The organism is Bacillus sp. NP157, assembly GCA_018889975.1.
GTDB lineage: Bacteria > Pseudomonadota > Gammaproteobacteria > Xanthomonadales > Rhodanobacteraceae > Luteibacter.
In genome coordinates, this window is sequence record CP076546.1 from 830,402 (window position 1) to 849,820 (window position 19,419).

13 protein-coding genes are annotated in these 19,419 nt (G+C 67.3%); 5 read left to right on the top strand and 8 right to left on the bottom strand.

The genetic code is table 11. The annotated features are described in order from the left end of the window. Positions 1–1,133: 1,133 nt before the first annotated feature. From KPL74_03775 to KPL74_03800, 6 genes are all read right to left on the bottom strand, one after another. Positions 1,134–3,083 (bottom strand): CocE/NonD family hydrolase, encoded by a 1,950-nt coding sequence (locus KPL74_03775; protein ID QWT21137.1) that lies wholly within the window; start codon positions 3,081–3,083, stop codon positions 1,134–1,136. Between the two features lie 11 nt (positions 3,084–3,094). Continuing rightward, on the bottom strand, positions 3,095–6,115 hold the full coding sequence (locus KPL74_03780; protein QWT21138.1) for a TonB-dependent receptor: 3,021 nt from the start codon (positions 6,113–6,115) through the stop codon (positions 3,095–3,097). 98 nt (positions 6,116–6,213) lie between these two features. After that, positions 6,214–6,969 carry a DeoR/GlpR family DNA-binding transcription regulator gene (locus KPL74_03785; protein ID QWT21139.1) on the bottom strand — a complete coding sequence of 252 codons (756 nt, stop codon included), beginning with the start codon at positions 6,967–6,969 and terminating at the stop codon, positions 6,214–6,216. Continuing rightward, entirely contained in the window at positions 6,959–8,614 is a 1,656-nt protein-coding gene (locus tag KPL74_03790; protein QWT21140.1) for an ABC transporter permease subunit, read from the bottom strand. Before KPL74_03790 ends, KPL74_03785 begins: the two co-directional genes overlap by 11 nt. Next, positions 8,611–9,612, bottom strand: a complete 1,002-nt coding sequence (locus KPL74_03795) for an ATP-binding cassette domain-containing protein (GenBank protein QWT21141.1) — start codon at positions 9,610–9,612, stop codon at positions 8,611–8,613. The genes KPL74_03790 and KPL74_03795 overlap by 4 nt, the downstream gene beginning before the upstream one ends. Positions 9,613–9,642: 30 nt before the next feature. After that, on the bottom strand, positions 9,643–10,644 hold the full coding sequence (locus KPL74_03800; protein QWT21142.1) for an ABC transporter substrate-binding protein: 1,002 nt from the start codon (positions 10,642–10,644) through the stop codon (positions 9,643–9,645). 175 nt (positions 10,645–10,819) lie between these two features. Here KPL74_03800 and KPL74_03805 point away from each other — a divergent pair, with 175 nt between their 5' ends. Beyond that, the gene (locus tag KPL74_03805) at positions 10,820–11,617 is read left to right on the top strand and encodes an inositol monophosphatase family protein (protein QWT21143.1); all 798 of its coding nucleotides are present in this window, start codon (positions 10,820–10,822) and stop codon (positions 11,615–11,617) included. A 5-nt stretch (positions 11,618–11,622) separates the two neighbouring features. Continuing rightward, positions 11,623–13,752: a phospholipase C, phosphocholine-specific gene (locus KPL74_03810; protein ID QWT21144.1), complete on the top strand. Its 2,130-nt coding sequence runs from the start codon at positions 11,623–11,625 to the stop codon at positions 13,750–13,752. Between the two features lie 63 nt (positions 13,753–13,815). On the opposite strand, the gene KPL74_03815 is transcribed toward KPL74_03810, so the two are convergent. Both KPL74_03815 and KPL74_03820 read right to left on the bottom strand, forming a co-directional pair. Further along, complete coding sequence (locus KPL74_03815) at positions 13,816–14,253, bottom strand: hypothetical protein (GenBank protein ID QWT21145.1); 438 nt, start codon at positions 14,251–14,253, stop codon at positions 13,816–13,818. Positions 14,254–14,362: 109 nt separating this feature from the next. Then, positions 14,363–15,772: a hypothetical protein gene (locus KPL74_03820; protein QWT21146.1), complete on the bottom strand. Its 1,410-nt coding sequence runs from the start codon at positions 15,770–15,772 to the stop codon at positions 14,363–14,365. Between the two features lie 581 nt (positions 15,773–16,353). On the opposite strand from KPL74_03820, the gene prmB reads away from it, so the two are divergent. Genes prmB through KPL74_03835 form a run of 3 tightly spaced genes read left to right on the top strand, consistent with a single transcriptional unit; the run spans position 16,354 to position 19,397 of the window. After that, on the top strand, positions 16,354–17,274 hold the full coding sequence (prmB, locus tag KPL74_03825; GenBank protein QWT21147.1) for a 50S ribosomal protein L3 N(5)-glutamine methyltransferase: 921 nt from the start codon (positions 16,354–16,356) through the stop codon (positions 17,272–17,274). A 17-nt stretch (positions 17,275–17,291) separates the two neighbouring features. Then, positions 17,292–18,395 carry a chorismate synthase gene (gene aroC / locus KPL74_03830; GenBank protein QWT21148.1) on the top strand — a complete coding sequence of 368 codons (1,104 nt, stop codon included), beginning with the start codon at positions 17,292–17,294 and terminating at the stop codon, positions 18,393–18,395. 3 nt (positions 18,396–18,398) lie between these two features. Then, positions 18,399–19,397 carry a D-glycerate dehydrogenase gene (locus KPL74_03835; protein ID QWT21149.1) on the top strand — a complete coding sequence of 333 codons (999 nt, stop codon included), beginning with the start codon at positions 18,399–18,401 and terminating at the stop codon, positions 19,395–19,397. Positions 19,398–19,419: the final 22 nt, after the last annotated feature.

Here is a 19,419-nt window from a genome sequence, read left to right on the forward strand (position 1 = left end):
TCGCTGCCCACCCTCGCTGCTCAGACAGGTCCTCCGCGCTCGATAAGGTTGGCCGCAGCCGCGGCCCATGTACTTATTGGCCTGCGGCCGCTCGCTTGTGCGGAACTCGCCTCGAGGGTGGGCACCGAGGGCTCTCTTCATTGTCGTCGCGATCGGGTCGGAGCACCGCTGTAGGAATGCGCCTACAAGTGTTGGGGGATTGGTGACGTGCTTCGTCGGGTTTTCTGCGTGCACCGCTCAGCGTGGGGACGCGTTCGTGCTGCGAGCCGGGTTTGGGCTAGCGCGACACAATGATTTCGAGGAGTGGCGATGGTGTTCTTGCTGGTCGCGTTCGTTGTGTTTCTGATCCTGGGAATGACGTGCTGGTTCGCCGTGGTTGTGTCGCTGATCGGCGTTTTTCCGCAATTTCGAAAATAACTCCGATCGCTTCTCCGCCCGCACGATGTGGAATCCACTGAATGCGCTTTTGAATCCGGTGCTTCTCACCGAGCGAGGATTGCTATGGCGGCAGCGTGCCATTCGAGGCGCGATTGGTTTCGTCATCTTCTGTGGAATGGGGGCGCTTATGGGGCTTTGCGCGAAGCTCTTGTACGCGAGATGAAGCCACAAGTTGCGAGGGATGGAAACGAGTAGCCGCGATGAAGGACCCGATGCAGCGGAAGGCAATGTCGATATGGAAAGTGGCGGAGCTTTCGGCGGTTCGGTTGCAGGGGAAGGTCCGGAACGTGTGAGGTTGCGCGGGGGGGCGTTGAACGCAGTCGGGTTCGGCGGTGCGGTCTGATTTTTCTGGAATGCCGCGGTTGTGGTTGCGTTGCCGTGGTTTCCGGTCGCGCGCAGGCGCGCTCCTACAGGAGCTGTGCGGCGTGCAAGAACAGCCCTGGGCGCCCACCCTCGAGGCGAGTTCCGCACAAGCGAGCGGCCGAAGGCCGATTAGGTACACGGGCCGCGGCTGCGGCCAACCTTATCGAGCGCGGAGGACCTGTCTGAGCAGCGAGGGTGGGCGCCCAGGGCTGGTCCTGCGACCACGCCCGAGCGCCGCGCAGAGCAGCGAGGGTGGGCGCCCAGGGCTGGTCCTGCGACCACGCGCGAGCGCCGAGCGTGTCCGCGACCACGCCCGAGCGCCGCGCAGAGGTTCAGGGTGCAGAAGTGACCGGCAACTCCAGGTACGTGCCGTTGGTGCCGTCACGGAGGATGGACTGGGTTGCCTTCACGTAATCGGCGGGCTTGGCGTTGAAGATGTTCGGTACGAACGTCTGCGGATTACGGTCGTAGAGCGGGAACCAGCTCGACTGGATCTGCACCATCACCCGGTGGCCCGGCTGGAACACATGGTTCACCGTCGGCAACGGAAAGCTGTACGCCAACGCCTTGCCCGCCTCGATCGCCTTCGGCTTGTCGTAGCCCTCGCGATAGCGGCCGCGGAAAATCTCCATCGCCACCGGCAACTGGTAACCGCCCATCGACGGCTTCTCCTCCACCTCGTCCGGATACACGTCGATCAGCTTCACCACCCAATCGCTATCCGTACCCGTGGTCGACGCCAGCAAGTGCGCCAGCGGCTCGCCGGCCACGCCCATCGGCTTGTCCAGCACCGGCGACACATAGGTCAGCACGTCGGTGCGGGTCGCGAACTGGCGCTGGTCGTCGACCAGCCATTCCGGCCACGAATCCTCGCGATCGGCGACGCCGTGCGACCACGACTGGATCGGGCGCACGCGGTACGGCACCGGCTTGGCGGGGTCGGACACGTAGTCATCCGCGCCCTGCGTCGGCACGGTCGTGCCGAAGCGGCCGTCGGCTTCGGCGTACCAGCGCTGCGTGGTCGGCGTGCAGCCGTTCGTGCACGACGACGGCCAGGTATCGAGCTTGCGCCAGGTGTTCTCGCCGGTGACGAAGGCGTTGACCGGGGCGATGTTCGCCTTCGGTGCGTCGTCCTTCAGGTACTGGGCGAGGAACGGGCGCAGCATGGTCTGGCGGAAGGTGGTGCCGGTGTTGCTGCCCAGGTCGATCGCGCCGATGGTGTTGCCGGCTTCCCAGGTCTTCGCGTGGCGCCACGGGCCGAGCACGAGCCACAGCTTTTCGTGGGATGGGTCGCGTGGGGCGAGGGCGCGGTACACGGCCATGTCGCCGTAGTTGTCTTCCTGGTCCCACAGGCTGTGCACGAGCATGGTCGGCACGGTCATCGGTTCCTTCGCCGCGATCCGGTCCAGCGCCTGGTCGGACCAGAAGCTGTCGTAGGCGGGGTGGGCGAGCAGCTTCTGCCAGAAACCGAGTGCTTCCATGCCGTAGGCACGGCCGATGTCGCCGGCCGAGCCGCCGTGCAGGTAAAGGTCGTAGTCGTCGCGGTAGCCGGAGGTCCAGCCGATGTTGCTCTGGCGCGAGTTCACCATGCCGTAGATGTAGGGGATCATCTGCTGGCGGAAGGCGCCGCGGTGGAACCAGTCGTCGCCCATCCAGCCGTCGATCATCGGGTTGATCGGCACGGCGACCTTGAGCGCAGGATGCGGATGGATCGTGGCGATCATCGCTTCGAAGCCGTCGTACGAGATGCCGATGATGCCGACCTTGCCGTTGGATTCGGGGACGTGCTTCACCAGCCAGTCGATGCTGTCGTAGATATCGCTGGATTCGTCGATCTTCGTGGGATTGCCGTGGCCGATCGGTGGGCGGTTCATCACGAAGTCGCCTTCGGAGCCGTTCTTGCCGCGGATGTCCTGGATGACCCGGATATAGCCGTCCTGGACGACGATGTCGGCGGGGTTGTCGTAGCCGCGCAGGGTGGGCCCGAGGTGCGGGCTGTCGGCGCGGTGGCCCATCCCGTCGGCGCCGTAGGGCGTGCGGGTGAGCAGGATGCCGGCGTGCGTGGCGCCCCTGGGCACCAGGATCACGGTGTGCAGCTTCACGCCGTCACGCATCGGGATGTCGACGGTGCGGCGCTCGTAATCGAAGCCCTGGTTGGCCGGCGTGAACTTCGCCGGGATTTCCGTGGGCAGGTCTTTGTAGGTCTTCTCGCCGCCGACCGCCGGGGTCGCGAGGACCCCGGCGGCGAGCGCGACGATACCCAGTCGCAGGAGTGGATGCATGGACGCTCCGATCAGAAGTCGTAGGTGATGCCGAAGCGGGCGTAGCGCGGCTGGGTGTAGCTGATCACCTGCTGGTAGCCATCGTTCACCGAGTTGGTGCTACCCGAGACCGGGTTGGTCCGCTGCGAACGCTGCTGGTTGAGGATGTTGAACACCGACACGCTGAAGGCCAGCTTCTTGTCGGCCCAGAGCGGACGGTACTCCGTGCTCACGTCGACCAGCTCTTCCCACGGTTCGCGGCCCTTGGCGCCATACGCCGACGGGACGCCGAAGCAGAAGTGGTAGTAGCTGCCGTAACCGGACGGATCGCCCTCGTCGGCGCCGTAACGGCCCAGGCACGACTTCGGCAGGCCCGACTGGATCAGGATGTTGGCCGAGACCAGCCATTCCGGGGCGACCTGGTAGGAGCCGTAGATCTTCAGCTGGTGCTTGCGGTCGTTGCCGAGGTCGCCGTTGGCGTAGTTCATCAGCGTGGCGTAATCCCAGTCACGCGATGCCGCGACCGAGCCCTGGCCCACGTCCGAACGGACCTGGCCTTCGGTGTTGCCGTAGCTACGCGAGTAGAGGTAATCCACCTTGCCCGACCACTTGCCGTCGAACGGATGCGACAGGTACATGTCGAGGCCGTAGTAGTTGCGCTTGAGGTGCGGGAAGCCGAAGTCGGCGTTGGTCACGGTCACGTTGGTGTAGCCACCGTTCGCGTTGGCCAGCTGGTAGACGTTGGCGCGGCCCGGGTTGGACAGGTAGCAGCTGCCCACCGTCACCGCGTCGATGTCGGCGCCCTGGGCGATCGCGGCGCGGGTGATCGCACCGTTGTCGCAGACGTCGTCCAGCGCGTTGCGCAGGTGGCGGACCGTGGCCTTCGCACCGGCCACCCAGTCGGCGTTGATCTGCTTGTCCGCGCCCAGGATGTACTCGTCCTGGTACTCCGACTTGATGTTTTTCGCGCTGACGGTCTTCGGATCGGGCGGCTGGCCGTATTCACCGTTGGGTGATACGGCGCCACCGGTGGCGGAGTTGACGAAGGTCACGCCGGTCGGCATGCCGCTACCGTCGATGCCGGTGTAGGTGAAGTACTGGTTGGTGGCGAGCGAGCCGGCCGAGGTACGCAATGCCACGGAGGCCGGCATGGCGAGGAAGTAGCGGCCGGCGTTGCCGTAGATCTTCAGCGACGAGTCGCCTGCGACGTCCCAGCTGAAGGCCAGGCGCGGTGCCCACTGCGGGGTGGTGAGCCGCAGGTACGGCTGGCCCGAGGGGTTGTAGTTGGTGAACTGGTCGTTGCGGATGCCCAGCGACAGCAACAGGCGGTCGGAGACCTGCCAGTCGTCCATCACGTACTGGGCGCGCTGCTTCACGCGCACCGAGGCCAGCGTGTTGTAGTGGCGGTAGTAGCCGTAATAGCCGGTCTGGCCGCCCGGGTAGTTCGCCGGCTTGTCGACGAACGGGCTGTCGCTGATGTTGAGGTTCGGATCCTGCTTGCCGTACCAAAGCTCGTAACCGACGCCGCCGATGGTGGTGCCGTCCTGGATGTCATGCGAATCCTGGTTATCGATACCGGCGGTGATCGAGTGGTTGCCGATCTTGTAGTTCAGGTCGACGCGCAGGTTGCGGTTGGTCGACTCGTGGTCCGGGTTGTCCACGGTGTCCAGCGTCTGGCCGTTGCTGATCGGCGTGCCGCCGTTGAGCGCCGGGTTCTGCCCGCTCAGGTTGCCGATGAACGGGCCGACGATGCCGGTGTCCGGGGCTTCGTTGTAATAGGTGAGCTTGGACTTGCCGTACAGCGCCGTGAGGGTGAGGTCGTCGGTGATGTAGCTGGTGTACTTGGCCACGTAGACCATCGCCTTGGTCTTGTACGTGGTGTCCTGGCTGGTGTAATCGCCGACGCTGTCGGTGTCGTAATCGTAGGCGTACTTGTTGCCGTTGGAACGGTGGGTCTGGTTGACCCCGGTCAGCTCGAGGATGTTGCTGTCATTGATGTTCCAGTCGAGCTTGCCGTACCACTTCGGATCCTTGTACGTGTACTTGGTGTCGTAGGCGTGGTTCACGTCGCCGATGCTGTTGCCCTGGCTGCGTTCCATCTCCACCGCGGCGAAGGCATAGAGCTTGTCCTTGATCAGCGGGCCGCCGGCGTAGGCGCTGATCGTCGAGGTCCACTCGTGGTTCTCGTCGTTGCGCTGGTTGATCGAGCCCGGGGGCGCCGGGTTGTCGTGGCCGTAGGTGATGTTGCGCGCGCTGGCGCGGGCGAAGTCCGGCTCCCACAGCACCTGCGCACCGAAGTGCCATTCATTGGTGCCGCGCTTGCCGACCTGGCTGATCACACCGCCATCGGAACGGCCGTACATCGCGGAGTAACCGCCGCTCAGGATTTCCTGCTGGTCGATCGCGCCGTAGGGCAGGGTCACGCCGCCGAAGCCGCTGAGCGGGTCGGTCGTGTTCATGCCGTTGATGTAGTACGCGTTCTCGGTGACCGCGGAGCCGGCGAAGCTGACCGTGCTGCCGCCGAAGGCGTTCTTGAAACCGGTGTAGCCCGGCGACGCGCCCGGGGCGAGCAGCGCGACCGCTTCGGCGGAGCGCTGCAGCGGCAGGCGGGCGAGGTCGGCCGAGGTGATCACGGTGCTGGAGGCGACCGTGGCCACGTCGATCTTCGGCAGCTGGTTGGCCGATACGGTGACCTGGCCGAGGTCCTGCGCATCCGCGCTGGAGGCGGCGGCACTGCCGGCGAACGATACGTCGGTGGCGGCACCCACGCGCAGGGTGATGTTGTCGCGCGACTCGACGGCGGCGCCGTTGGCCTTCAGCGTGACCTTGTAGGTGGCGAGCGGCAGCGACTCGGCGCTGTAGCGGCCACGCGAATCGACGGCGACTTCGCGGGTCAGGCCGTTGCTGCCTTCGATCAGGACTGTTTCGCCGGCCGTGGCGGGGGCGCTACCGGCGATGCGGCCGGTGGTGGCCTGGCCAAAGGCCACCCCACTGAAGGTCGCCGCGACGGCGGCGCACAGCAGGGTACGGCGGAGGATGGGAAGCGAACTCATGGTGATGCTCCGGAAAGGCTCTGTCTGTGTTTGGGAGGTTTTGATCGATTTAAGCAACAGGCGAAAAGCGGCCTTCCTGGCGCGTTCTTGTGTGTGGATCAGGCCAGCGCGACCTCGCCGACGGCCTTGCGGACCGCGGCGAACGCGCGTGATTTTTCAGATTTGCGATCGGTGACGAGCACGTCGATGCGATCGGGGTCGCACCAGTTCACGCGGCTGCGTACGCCGATCTTCGAGTGGTCGGCGGCGATGACGATGCGACGGGCGTTCGCACACATCGCGCGTGCCACCTCCACTTCGTCGAGTTCAAAGCTGCTCGCGCCGGCCTTCGCGTCCACGCCGACTGGCGAGAGGATGGCGACGTGGGCCTGGTAGCGATGGATCTCGGCGATCGTGCCCGCGCCGTTGGTGCAGCCGATCTGCGCGTTGAAGCGTCCGCCGAGCAGGTGGACCTCGTTGTCCGGGCGCGCGGCAAAACGCGCGGCGACGTCAACGGCGTTGGTGACGATGGTGAGCCCGCTGCGCGTGGCCAGCGCTTCGGCCACGAGGTTCATCGTGCTGCCGGCGTCCATGAAGATGGTCTGGCCGCTTTCGACCAGGCTGGCGACGACCTTGGCGATCGCCCGCTTTTCGCGGACGCGGGTGGCGTGGCGCACGTCGATCGGCGGTTCGTCCGAGGTCAGCACGGCGCCGCCGTGCACGCGGCGGATCTCGCCGCGCTCGGCCAGTTCGACCAGGTCGCGGCGGATGGTCTCGCGCGATACACCCAGTTCGGTGACGATCCGTTCCACGGACACCTGGCCGCTGGTGCGCAGCAGGTCGCGGATGCGGGTGTGTCGTTCTTCATGCCACATGGCGTCGTTCCTTGATGATGTGCAGGAGCAGGCGCATCGCGCCCAGGGCGAGGGCACCAGCGACCACGACGCACATGGCGTATGCGGCGGCCTGGGCCAGGAATCCGTTTTCGTCCAGGCGCATCACGGTGACCGAGGCCAGGCCCGTGTCGGCGGTGACCAGGAAGATCACGCCGGACAGCGTCACCATCGAGCGCATGAACAGGTAGAAGAAGGTGGCGATGGCGGCGGGTGCCACGAACGGCAGCACCGCGTCGCGGAGCACGTGGCGCGTGCTGCCACCGAAGGCGGCGACCGCGTCGTCCAGCGCATCGGGCACGTCACGCATGCCGGTCTGCATCGTGAGGAAGGCCTGTGCGTGGTAGTGGTAGAGGCTGCACGCGGCGATCACCCACAGGCTGCCGTGCAACCAGCCCGACCACGGGCCATGGTTGAAGGCCAGCACATAGCCCAGGCCAATGACCATGCCGGGCACGGCGGCCGGCAGCGTGGCGATGAATTGCAGCGGCCTGGCCAGCAGGGGCGGGGCCTTGCGCAGCGCCGCGGCCAGCGCGAACACCAGTACGGTGCCGGCCACGGCGGCCATCAACGACATGCCGAGCGAGGCCAGCACCGGGCGGAAGCCTTCGGTCATGCCAGTGTAGTTATCGAGGGTCAGCGCGGTCTGGTACGGCCACAGCTTCACCAGTGAGACGTAGGCGACGGTGCCGACCACGGCGAGCATCGGCAACAGCGCGAGCCATGTGACGATGCCGAGGCAGGCGTCGCGCACGGCGTTCGGCGTGGCGACCAGTCCACGGCCGGGGCTGGCGTCGCCGCTGTCCTGGCGACGGCGTGCCATCCGCGCGACCCAGACCGAGAGGATGGCGGGCAGCAGCAACACCATGCCGAGCGTCGCGCCCATGGCGAAGTCGAGCTGGCCGACCACTTCGCTGTAGATCTCCATCGCTAGCACGCGGTAGTTGCCGCCGACGATCACCGCGCTGCCGAAGTCGGTGAGCGTTTCGGTGAAGACCAGGAAGGCCGCGGCCAGCAAGGCGAAGCGCAGCCGGGGCAGGGTGACGTCGACGAACTGCCGCCACGAGGTCGCGCCCATCGATGCGGCGGCGTCGTAATGGCGGGCCGGCGTGCGGGCCAGCGCGGCCGACACGATCAGCACCACCTGCGGCAGGCCGTAGAGCGTGTTGGCGATCACCAGCCCGGGGAACCCGTAGATATCGGTGGGCAGGCCGGTCAGGCGATGGACCAGGCCGTTGCGGCCGAGCAGCAGGACCAGGCCAAGGCCGAGCACCAGCGACGGTGCCAGCATCGGCAGCAACAGCGTGGCGCGGATCAGTGCCTTGCCCGGCAGGCGTGAGCGGTGCAATGCCATCGCGATGCACAGGCCGAGCGAGACCGTCGCCAGCGTGGTGGCGATGCCGGTCACGATGCTGTGCCACGCGGCGCGCGGCAGGCCGGGATCGTCCAGCAGCCGCGCGTAGTTGCCGAGCGTGGGCACGCCCGAGGCGTCGCTCAGGCTGCGCCATGCCACGGTGAGCAGCGGGAACAGGAAGAACACCGCCAGACCCACGCAGGGCACCGCCGCCAGCAGCCACGCGGCGTAGCGCGTCCGTGGCCGTGCGCGTGGGATGGCGATGCTGTTCACGCGCTCACCCAGGCGCCGTGCGTGGCGTCGATCGCGACTGTCTCGCCCGGCAGCAGCGTGCTGCGCCCGTGCAGCTCGGCGACGACCCGCTGGCCACGCCAGTCGATCGCCGCGCGGGTCAGGTTGCCGAGGAAGGTGGTGTCGGTGACCACGCCGTGGCCGCGCGGATCCGGCTGCACCACCAGGTCTTCCGGGCGCAGGCACAGGTCCCACGTCGCGTCGGCACCGGGTGGGCGGCGTTCGAGGAAGCCGGGCATCGCGTCGCGCACGAAGGCGGTCGGCAACAGGTTGGCGCGGCCGATGAATTCGGCGACGAAGCGCGACGCGGGCCGTTCGTAGAGGTCACGCGGGGAGCCGATCTGTTCGATCCGGCCCGCGCGCATGCAGACGATGGTGTCGGCCAGCGCGAGCGCTTCGTCCTGGTCGTGGGTGACCATGATGGTGGGGATCGCCAGCGAACGCTGCAGCGAGCGGATCTCGCCGCGCAGTTGCGCGCGGATGGCCGGGTCCAGCGCCGACAGCGGTTCGTCCAGCAACAACAAGGCGGGTTCGGCGGCGAGGGCGCGGGCCAGCGCGACACGCTGCTGCTGGCCACCGGACAGCTCGTCGGGAAAGCGTGCGCCGAGCGAACCCAGGCCGACCCGGGCCAGCAACTCGGTGCTGCGCGCGGCCATCGTGGCCGAGGGCACGCCGCGCAGGCGCATGGGGTAACCGATGTTTGCCGCGGCGGTGAGGTCGGGGAACAGCGAGTACGACTGGAACACGATGCCCATGCCGCGTTCGCGCGCGGGCAGGCGGGTGATGTCGCGGCCGTCCAGCACGATGCGTCCGGCGTCGGGCGTGGTCAGGCCGGCCACCGTGCGCAACAGCGTGGTCTTGCCGCAGCCGCTGGGGCCGAGCAGGCAGACGAAGTCGCTGGCGCCGGCATGGAACGACACACGGTCAAGCACCGTATGCCCGTTCCAGGCCTTGCTGATCTCTTCGATGCGAAGATGCATGTACCCCGTTACTCCCCAACGACGCGCGCGTCAGCGCGTCATTCGCTTGAATCGTGCGATGAGCGCGGCGCGTTCGCGCGCCGCCGCGTCGAAGTCGCGGGCGGGAAGGCCTGCGACCACGTTGGCTGGCAAGCCAGCGCGTCGTTGTTCGTCGGTCGGCACGCTGCCGGGCGCGGCGACGATTTCCTTGTAGCCGCGATACAGCGCGGCGGCGGCCGGCGAGGCCGTCCAGTCGAGGAAACGCTTCGCGTCGGCGCTGTTGGTCGCGCCCTTCATCAGTGCCGAGCCTTCCAGTTCGTAGCCGGTGCCGTCGCTGGGCAGGACCATCGTCACCGGGTAGCCCTGGCGGATCGATTGCATCGCCGAGAAGGCGAACGACACGCCGATCGGGAATTCGCCGATCCGGGCCAGCTTGCACGGCGCCGAACCCGACAGGGTTTCCTGGCCGACGTTGGCGGCGATCGCGGCGACCAGCTGCATGCCTTGCGCGCTGCGCCCGGCGTCGCTGAGCGAGGACAGCACCATGTAGCCGGTGCCGGACGAGGCCGGGTCGGGCATCGCCAGCTGGCCGCGATACTTCGGCGAGGCCAGGTCGCGCCACGTCCGCGGCATCGGGAGCCCCCGTTCGGCGAGAGCTTCGCGGTTCACGCACAGCGCGGCGAGGTAGCCGGTCGGCGCGAACCAGCGGCCGTCGCGGCCACGGAAGCGCGCGGGCAGGGCATCGATGGCCGGGCTGTGCACGGGCTGGAGCAGGGCGGCGATCCGAGCGTCGAGCAGGTCGGTGGCGGCCATGCCCCAGACCACGTCGTTGCGCGGCTCGGCCGATTCGGCGATCAGGCGCGCGGCGAGGTCGCCGCTGGACAGCCGCAGCACATGGATGTCGACCCCCGGCAAGGCCTGGCGCGCGCCTTCCAGGTACGTCGCGATCTCGTCGCTTTCCAGCGCCGAATACACCGTGAGCGTGCCGGCCTGTGCACTGGTGCACACGGCGAGCAACGCGATGACGCTGGCGATGTGTCGTTCTGGACGCACGGGCTGCCCTGGGTTATCACGGTGCGGAACACGAGGGGACAGTACACCCATTCGTGTGGCGATTTGGGTATATTTGCAAACGTGTGGCGTCTTCGTCCACAGGAATATTTGCGTTTTTGTCATTAATCCGAAACGTGCGAACGCTAGTCAGCGCGCGTTTCCGCCGGAGTTCCCAGTGACCCTCAGTGCCACGTTGTCCGCCGCCGAGCGGATCGAATTCGAAGCGTTTGCCGTCGGCATCGCCAACAATGCCCGCGCTTTGTCACTGCCACGTTTCCGTCGGCCGGTGGACGTGCTGCTCAAGGGCGACATGAGCCCGGTGACCGCGGTCGACCGCGGGGTGGAGTCGATGCTGCGCGAGCGGATCGGCCTGGCCTGGCCCGGCCACGGGCTGCTCGGCGAGGAATACGGCGCCACCGACGTGGATGCGGAGTTCGTCTGGTCGATCGACCCGATCGACGGCACCCGCAGCTTCATTTCCGGCTGGCCCCTGTGGGGCACGCTGATCGCGCTGCTGCGCAACGGTCGCCCGGTGCTGGGCGTGCTCGACATGCCGGTGCTGGATGAGCGCTGGATCGCCCATGCCGGCGTGGAAACCCGCATGAACGGCATCCCGTGCAGCACCAGCGGTTGCACCCGCCTGGCCGAGGCGACCCTCTACACGACCACGCCGGACATGTTCACGCCCGACGAGTGGACCCGTTTCGACCGCACCAGCCGTGCCGCGCACGCGCGCCGCTTCGGCGGGGACTGCTACGGTTACGGCATGCTGGCGTCCGGTCACATCGATGCGGTGATCGAGTCCAACCTCATGCCCTACGATTACCTCGCCATCGCACCCGTGGTGGAGGCCGCCGGTGGCGTGATGACCGACTGGGAAGGCCGCGCGCTTGGCCTGGACAGCGGTGGCCGGGTCGTCGCCGCGGCCACGCCCGCCCTGCATGCCGAACTGATTGCTTCGCTGAAGGACTGAACGCCATGTTTTCCCGCGATCGCCGTCGCTTCCTGCAAGGTGCCGGCGGCACCGTCGCCGCTTCGCTGATCGCGCAGGGCTTCCCGGCGTCGATCGCGCGGGCCCTGGCCACGGCGCCGGACCGGCGCACGGGCAGCATCGCCGACGTCGGCCACGTGGTGATCCTCATGCAGGAAAACCGTTCGTTCGACCACTATTTCGGCAGCCTGCGCGGCGTGCGTGGGTTCAACGATCCGCGCGTGCTGGAACTCGGCAACGGCGACCCGGTGTGGAAGCAGCCAACGACCGCGGCGCATACCAAATTCTGGAAGCCGCGTGGCACCGGCGCCGACACGGCGTGGGTCTACCCGTTCCACCTGGATACGCGGACGAGCGGCGACCACCACGAAGGCACCGACCACGGCTGGAGCACCGGCCACGGCGCATGGAACCTCGGCCGCAACGATCGCTGGATCGAGCAGAAGCAGGACGTGCTCACCATGGCCTACCTGCGTCGCGACGACGCGGCGTTCCACTACGCGCTGGCCGATGCGTTCACCGTGTGCGACGCGTACCACGCCTCCGCCCTCGCCGATACCGCGATCAACCGCATCTATCTGTGGAGCGGCACGTCCGATCCGTCCGGCCGCCTCGGCACGAAGCCGAACGGCCCGGGTAGCGAGGAGCGTGCGAATACCAATGGCTATACGTGGACGACGTACCCGGAGCGGCTGGAACAGGCCGGCGTCAGCTGGCGTGTGTACCAGGGTGGCACCGGCGAGCCTGGCTCGCCGACCGACAACTACACCGACAATTCGCTGGAATTCTTCGCCGCCTACCAGGTGAAGGAAGGCGCCGACCCGGCAAGCGCGCTGGTGCGCAACGGCGTATCCACGCACACGCTGCGCGACCTGCACGACGACGTCGTGCACGACCGCCTGCCGCAGGTCAGCTGGATCGTCGCGCCGTACAAATACAGCGAACATCCGACCTCGTCGCCTGCCGATGGCGCCTTCTATATCCGTGCCGTGCTCGATGCACTCACGGCGAACAGCAAGGTCTGGAGCCGCACCGTGCTGTTCCTCAATTACGACGAGAACGACGGTTTCTTCGACCACGTCGTGCCACCCGCGCCGCCACTGGCGAACGGGGAGGGCGGAAAAGTCTCCGACGCACTCGTGGCGAGCCTGCGCGACGAAGTGATGGACCTGGACGCACATCCGCGCATCTCCAGCCCGCTGGTGCCCGGCAGCGATCCGAAGGGGCTGCAGCCGGTCGGCCTCGGCAACCGGGTACCGATGATCGTGGTCTCGCCGTGGACCCGCGGCGGCTGGCTCTGCTCGGAAACCTTCGACCACACTTCGGTGCTGCGCTTTCTCGAAACCCGCTTCGGCGTGCATGAGCCGAACATCAGCGACTGGCGCCGCGCCATCTGTGGCGACCTCACCAGCTGCTTCGACTTCGCCGGTCGCCACGACGACCACGTGCCCACCATCGCCGTACCACGCGGCTCGGACGGCAAGGCGCCGATCGCGGTGCCCGCCGCGCAGGCGATGCCGACGCAGGAACCCGGCCAGCGTCCCGCGCGTGCGCTCGGCTACGGCTTCAGCGTCGAGCATCGACTGGAAGGCGGCGCAAGCCACCTGGCCTTCGCCAACACCGGCACGCTCGGCACCGCCTTCATGGTCTACGACGGCCTCGACCGCGACGCACCGCCACGCCGCTATGCCGTAGCGGCCGGCGATCGGCTGGAGGATGCGTGGAAGGTGCGGGAGAAGGGCGACGGCTATAGCCGGCGTATCCACGGGCCGAATGGCTACTTCGCCGCGCTGCGAGGATTCGCCGACGACACCCTGGAAGTCGTGGTCCGCGGCGTGCCCGGCGAGCGACGGGTCGAAGTCGCTATCACCAGCACGGCGGCCGTCCGCACCGCATGTCGCGTGGCGCAGGCCTATGCCGAGCCCAGCGCCGAACCCAACGCCGAACCGCAACACGTCAACGTCGACCCCGGCAGCACGGCGAAGGTCACGTTCGACCTTACCCAGGCAGCGGGTTGGTACGACATCACGGTCACTACGCCGGAAGCACCGCGCTATCTGCGTCGCTTTGCCGGGCACCATGAGGATGGCCGGCCTTCGATGAGCGATCCGGGGTGAAAGCGGTTTGCGATTCGTGTCCCGGCATTCCAGTCTACAGCCGGGCCGACACTCACATGGTATTCACGGGCTGGCGCGCTCAGGTTCGACCGATGCCGAGAAATAGCTGACCACATCCTTGCTGAGATACAGGTAGCCAGCAATAGCCGCAGTCAACAAGGCTACGAATAGAGATGTGGGTACGGACAGCGGCACGTCGATGTGTAGCAGTCGGGGCCCTACGTAAACGGCGGTAGCCATGAGCACCCATCCCGCGACATGGACGGAGCGCCCGTTGCGGGATCGCAGCAAGAACTGGACGGAAGACACGCCAAGGGCGATGGCGCTCGGGATAAGGATTGCGGCGAGACCACTCTGCCAGAGGATGCCTGGACGAATCGTCTGGCCAAAAACGTCTACGCCGCCCGACAACATCTGGCTCAAGGGGATCAGGCAACCTGCCAGGCCGCCAAGGGTCAGCAGTCGAAGGATTCGGGGCATCGAGGAAAAGCGATCCATCATTTCCAGCTCCTGAATGGGCTTGATGCCCCAGCAATTCAGCTTTCACCGACCGGGTCAACGGCAGTCACTGAAGCAAGTGCCGGTATTAGAGATCCCGGCAGTGCTAATTTCAACGATGCGCCACCTGCGCCTCCGCCGCCGAAACACCCCGTAGCGCCCCTGCGCGCCCCGGCGCCTGTTCCAGCGATGCACGGAACGCCACCAACGCAAGCGCGGGCTGCTTCTGTTCCAGCAAGAGCTCGCCCAGCTGCTCGCGTGCCGGCACGATCGGCCCCGGCGTGACCGGACGCTTTTCCACGGCATCTTCGGCATCCGCGGCGCGCGTCAACATCGCCTTCGCCGCCGAAGCGTTCCCCGCGGCCTGGTCAGTCCAGGCGGTAACTTCCATGCCCAGAACCCGTGTCTGGGTCGCCCAGTAGTCATCCCCGGCGGCCGTGAGTTGAGCCGCGATCGCGTCGAGCTTCGCGGCCTGAGCACGCGCGTCGTCCGCGTGGCCGCCCCGTGCCAGGCCCAGGCCTTTCGACCACACGGCAATCGCGACCACCGAGGAAGGCGCGCCCGCGAGCGGCTCGATGGACGCTGCCGCCGACCAGTCCTGCTGCTCGACCGCGACCCGGATCGGCATGGCCATCGCCGCGTACGCGATGGCGAAGTTGTCCATATCCAGGTTGGGCAGCGCTTTAGCCGCCGTGACGACACCACGCGCCTCGGCGACATGGCCCGTCTGCAGGTAGGCATAGACGAGGTAGTCCATAGCATGCAGCTCGCCCATCGCGTCGCCGTGCGTCTGCGCCGCCTTCTCCGACGCGAGGTTCGAGCGGATCGAGTCATCCCACAGCCCCAGCCGCGTGAAGATATGCGAAGGCATGTGCAGCGCATGCGGCGCCGACGGCGCGATGCTCGCGTACTTCCGCGCCGCGGGCAGTCCCCGCTGGGCCAGCTCCGCGCTGTCGCACGCGTGGATCAGGTAATGGGCGATACCCGGATGATCGGGCCAGCGCGCGAACAGCGGCTCCAGGATCGCCACCGCCTGCTTCTGCCGCGCATGGGTCTTATCCGACATCGGCGCATCCGCCAACAACGCCACCGTGTAAAACACCTGCGCCTCGACATCCTGCGGATAAGCCTTCGCCACCTGCGCCATCGCCTGCTCGTAAGCCAGCGTCCGCTGCCCCGGCTTCAACGCCGGATCCACCTTGAACAATTGCGACAACGCCTGGATATAACCCCGCTCCCGTGCATCGCCCCCTGCAAGCCGCAGGGCCTCCTGCATCTCCTTCTGCCCCTCCGCAAACGTCTCCGGCGGCAACGCCGGCTGCCACACCGGATGGAAATACGTCATCGCGACCCCCCAATGCGCCATCGCACAGGACGGATCCTTCGCCGCCACCTCCCTGAACGCCTGCGTCGCCGGCCCATAGGCAAACGAATGCAACAACGCCACCGCCCGATCAAACGACGCCTGCGAGCCCGCCGCACACGAAATCGGAAACGACACCTTCCCCAGCTTCTCCGGCACCCCATGGTCATGCATATCCATGTCCATCCCCCGCGCAGGACACGAATTGGCAGCACCCACGAGACAGGCAGCGAGCAACAGGGGGCGAAGGCGATAGGGCATGTCTGGATCCTTCAGGTGGGCAGGCTTGCGGGCCGTAGAACCTTACGCCGGGGTGGAGGGGGTGGGTATTTGTCTTATGGCTATGGGTGCGGGATGAAGTTCGATGGGATGGAATTGGATGGGTCGCGTGGCTTGGACGCGGTTCGGCGGGCGGCTGCGTTCCGGTGTCGCCCGTTCGCGCGCAGGCGCGCTCCTACATGGGCTGGGCGGGGTGCGAGAGCAGGCCTCGGGGGCCACCCTCGAGGCGAGTTCCGCACAAGCGAGCGCCCGTAGGGCAATAAGTACATGGGCCGCGGCTGCGGCCACCCTTATCGAGCGCGGAGGACCTGTCTGAGCAGCGAGGGTGGCCGCCGAGGCCTGATCCTGCGACCACGCCCGCGCGCCGCGCAGAGGTCGTCCCCCGAAGCCCCAGCAGATCGCAGGCGGTAACGGGTAAGCGAGGCTATACTCCACGGTCAGTCCTAGAAAAGCACCGCGCCGTGACCAGCGAACTCACCTCCATCATCGATTTCATCCGATACGGCGCCAGCCGCTTCTCGGCCGCCGGGCTCACCTTCGGGCACAGCCACGACAATCCGATCGACGAGGCCACCCACCTGGTCCTGGCCGTACTACACCTCCCGCCCGACCTGCCGCCCGCCTACGGCGCCGGCAAACTGGTCGCCGAAGAACGCGAAAAAGTCCTCGCGCTCATCGAAAAACGCATCGTCGAACGCGTCCCGGTCGCCTACCTCGTCGGCGAAACCTGGTTCGCCGGACTCAAGTTCAAGAGCGACCGCCGCGCCCTCGTGCCGCGCTCGCCCATCGCCGAACTGATCGAAAGCGGCTTCAACCCCTGGCTCGACGACCGCCACGTCGAACGCGCCCTCGACCTGTGCACCGGCTCCGGCTGCATCGGCATCGCCATGGCCGAGTACAACCCGCACTGGCAGGTCGACATCGTCGACATCAGCGACGACGCCCTGGCCCTCGCCAACGAAAACATCGCCTACCAGCACGTCGAAGAGCGCGTCCGCGCCGTCAAGTCCGACCTGTTCTCCGGCGTCAAGGGCGAGGTCTACGACCTCATCGTGTCCAACCCGCCGTACGTCACCAACGACGAATACGCCGCGATGCCGGCCGAATATAGCCATGAACCGGTCCTCGGCCTGACATCCGGCGATGATGGACTGGACATCACGCTGCGCATCCTGGACGAAGCCGCCGACCACCTCAGCGAAGATGGCTTGCTGATCGTCGAGGTGGGCGACAGCGAACATGCCCTGGTCAACCTGCTGCCGCGCCTGCCGTTCGTGTGGCTGGAATTCAAGGTCGGCCAGATGGGCATCTTCGCCCTCGAACGCCGCGACCTGGTCGAGCACGCAGCGGACATCGCCGCCGCGCGCGCCGCGAGAAACTAAAACCCAACGGAAGTACCGTGTCCTCCAATACGTTCGGCAAGCTTCTCTCCGTCACAACCTTCGGCGAAAGCCACGGCCCCGCGATCGGGTGCGTGGTCGACGGTTGTCCCCCCGGCCTGCCGCTGGACGCGGACGAGTTCCGCGCCGACCTCGAGCGGCGCGCCACCGGCCGCTCGCGACACACCTCGCAGCGCCGCGAGGCGGACGAGATCGAGATCCTCTCGGGCGTGTACGAGGGTGTCACCACCGGTACGCCCATCGCGTTGCTGATCCGCAACACCGATGCGCGGTCGAAGGACTACGGCAACATCCTCGACACGTTCCGCCCCGGCCACGCCGACTACACCTACTGGCAGAAGTACGGCGTGCGCGACCCCCGCGGTGGCGGCCGCTCGTCGGCCCGCGAAACCACCATGCGCGTGGCCGCCGGCGTGATCGCCAAGAAGTGGCTGGCCCAGCGCCACGGCGTCACCGTGCAGGGCCACGTCAGCCAGATCGGCGAGGTCACCCCGCGTGGCTTCGACCCCGGCGCCATCGAAACCAGCCCGTTCTTCTGGCCGGATGCCGCCCAGGTGCCCGAGCTCGAGGCCTACATGGATGCCCTGCGCAAGTCGGGCGATTCGGTGGGCGCGAAGGTCACCGTGGTCGCCGACGGCGTGCCGGCAGGGTGGGGCGAGCCGATCTACGGCAAGCTCGACGGCGAACTGGCCGCGGCGATGATGTCGATCAACGCGGTCAAGGGCGTCGAGATCGGCGACGGCTTCGCCGCCGTGGCCCAGCGCGGCACCCAGCACCGCGACGAGATCACCGCGCAGGGTTTCCTTTCCAACCACGCCGGCGGCATCCTCGGTGGCATCGCCACGGGCCAGCCCGTCGTCGTCTCCATGGCCTTCAAGCCCACCTCCAGCGTGCTGATCCCCGGTCGCAGCGTCGACCGCGCGGGCCAGGCCACCGAAGTGGTCACGAAAGGCCGGCATGATCCGTGTGTCGGGATCCGCGCCGTGCCCATCGCCGAGGCCATGCTGGCCATCGTGCTGATGGACCAGGCCCTGCGCCACCAGGCCCAGTGCGGCGACGTGGGGCCGGTCGCCCCGCGCATCCCCGGCACGGTCCAGGAGTAAATGATGAGCAAGCCGAAGGTCTGGGTCTCCCGGCCATTCTTCCCCGACATCGTCGACCGCCTGCGCGAGCATTTCGACGTCAGCGCCGAAGCGACCGAGCGGCCGTTCTCGGCCGAGGAACTGAGCGCCCGCCTGGCCGATGCCGACGCCGCGATCGTCGGCCTGGCCGACCGGATCGACGCCAGCGTGCTGGCGAAGGCGCCGAAGCTGCGCTTCGTGGCCAACCTCGGGGTGGGCTACAACAACCTCGACCTCGATGCCCTCACCGAAGCCGGTGTCGGCGCGTCGAACACCCCGGACGTCCTCAACGAAACCGTCGCCGACTACGCCTGGGCGCTGATGCTGGCCGCCGCGCGCCGGGTCGGCGAAGCCGAGCGCTGGCTGCGCGACGGGCAGTGGAAGGGCTCGCGCTTCGAAGGCTGGCTGGGCGCCGACGTGCACGGCAAGACCATCGGCATCCTCGGCATGGGCCGGATCGGCCAGGCCATCGCCCGGCGTGCGCTGGGCTTCCGCGCGACCGTGATCTACCACAACCGTTCGCGGCTGGACGCGGCGATCGAACGGGAATGCGGTGCCAGCTACGTCGACAAGGCCACGCTGCTCGCCCAGTCCGACCACCTGGTGCTGGTGCTGCCGTTCACCCCGGCCAACCGCCACGCGATCGGCGAAGCCGAACTCGCGGCGATGAAGCGGACGGCCACGCTGACCAATATCGCCCGCGGTGGCATCGTCGACGACGCGGCCCTGGCCCGCGCCCTGGCCGCCGGGACCATCGCGTCCGCGGCGCTGGATGTGTTCGAAGGCGAGCCGCAGGTGCACCCGGCCCTGCTCGAACTCGAAAATATCGTGCTCAGTCCGCACATCGCAAGCGCAAGTCGCGACACACGTCGCGATATGGCGGCGCTGGCTGTGGACAATGTGCTGGCGGCGTTCGGGCATGGTCCTCACGCCGGCCAGCCACCCTCGATCCTCAATCCGGGTGTGCTGGCCGACGCCAGCTGACCCTCTACCCACGTCAACAAGA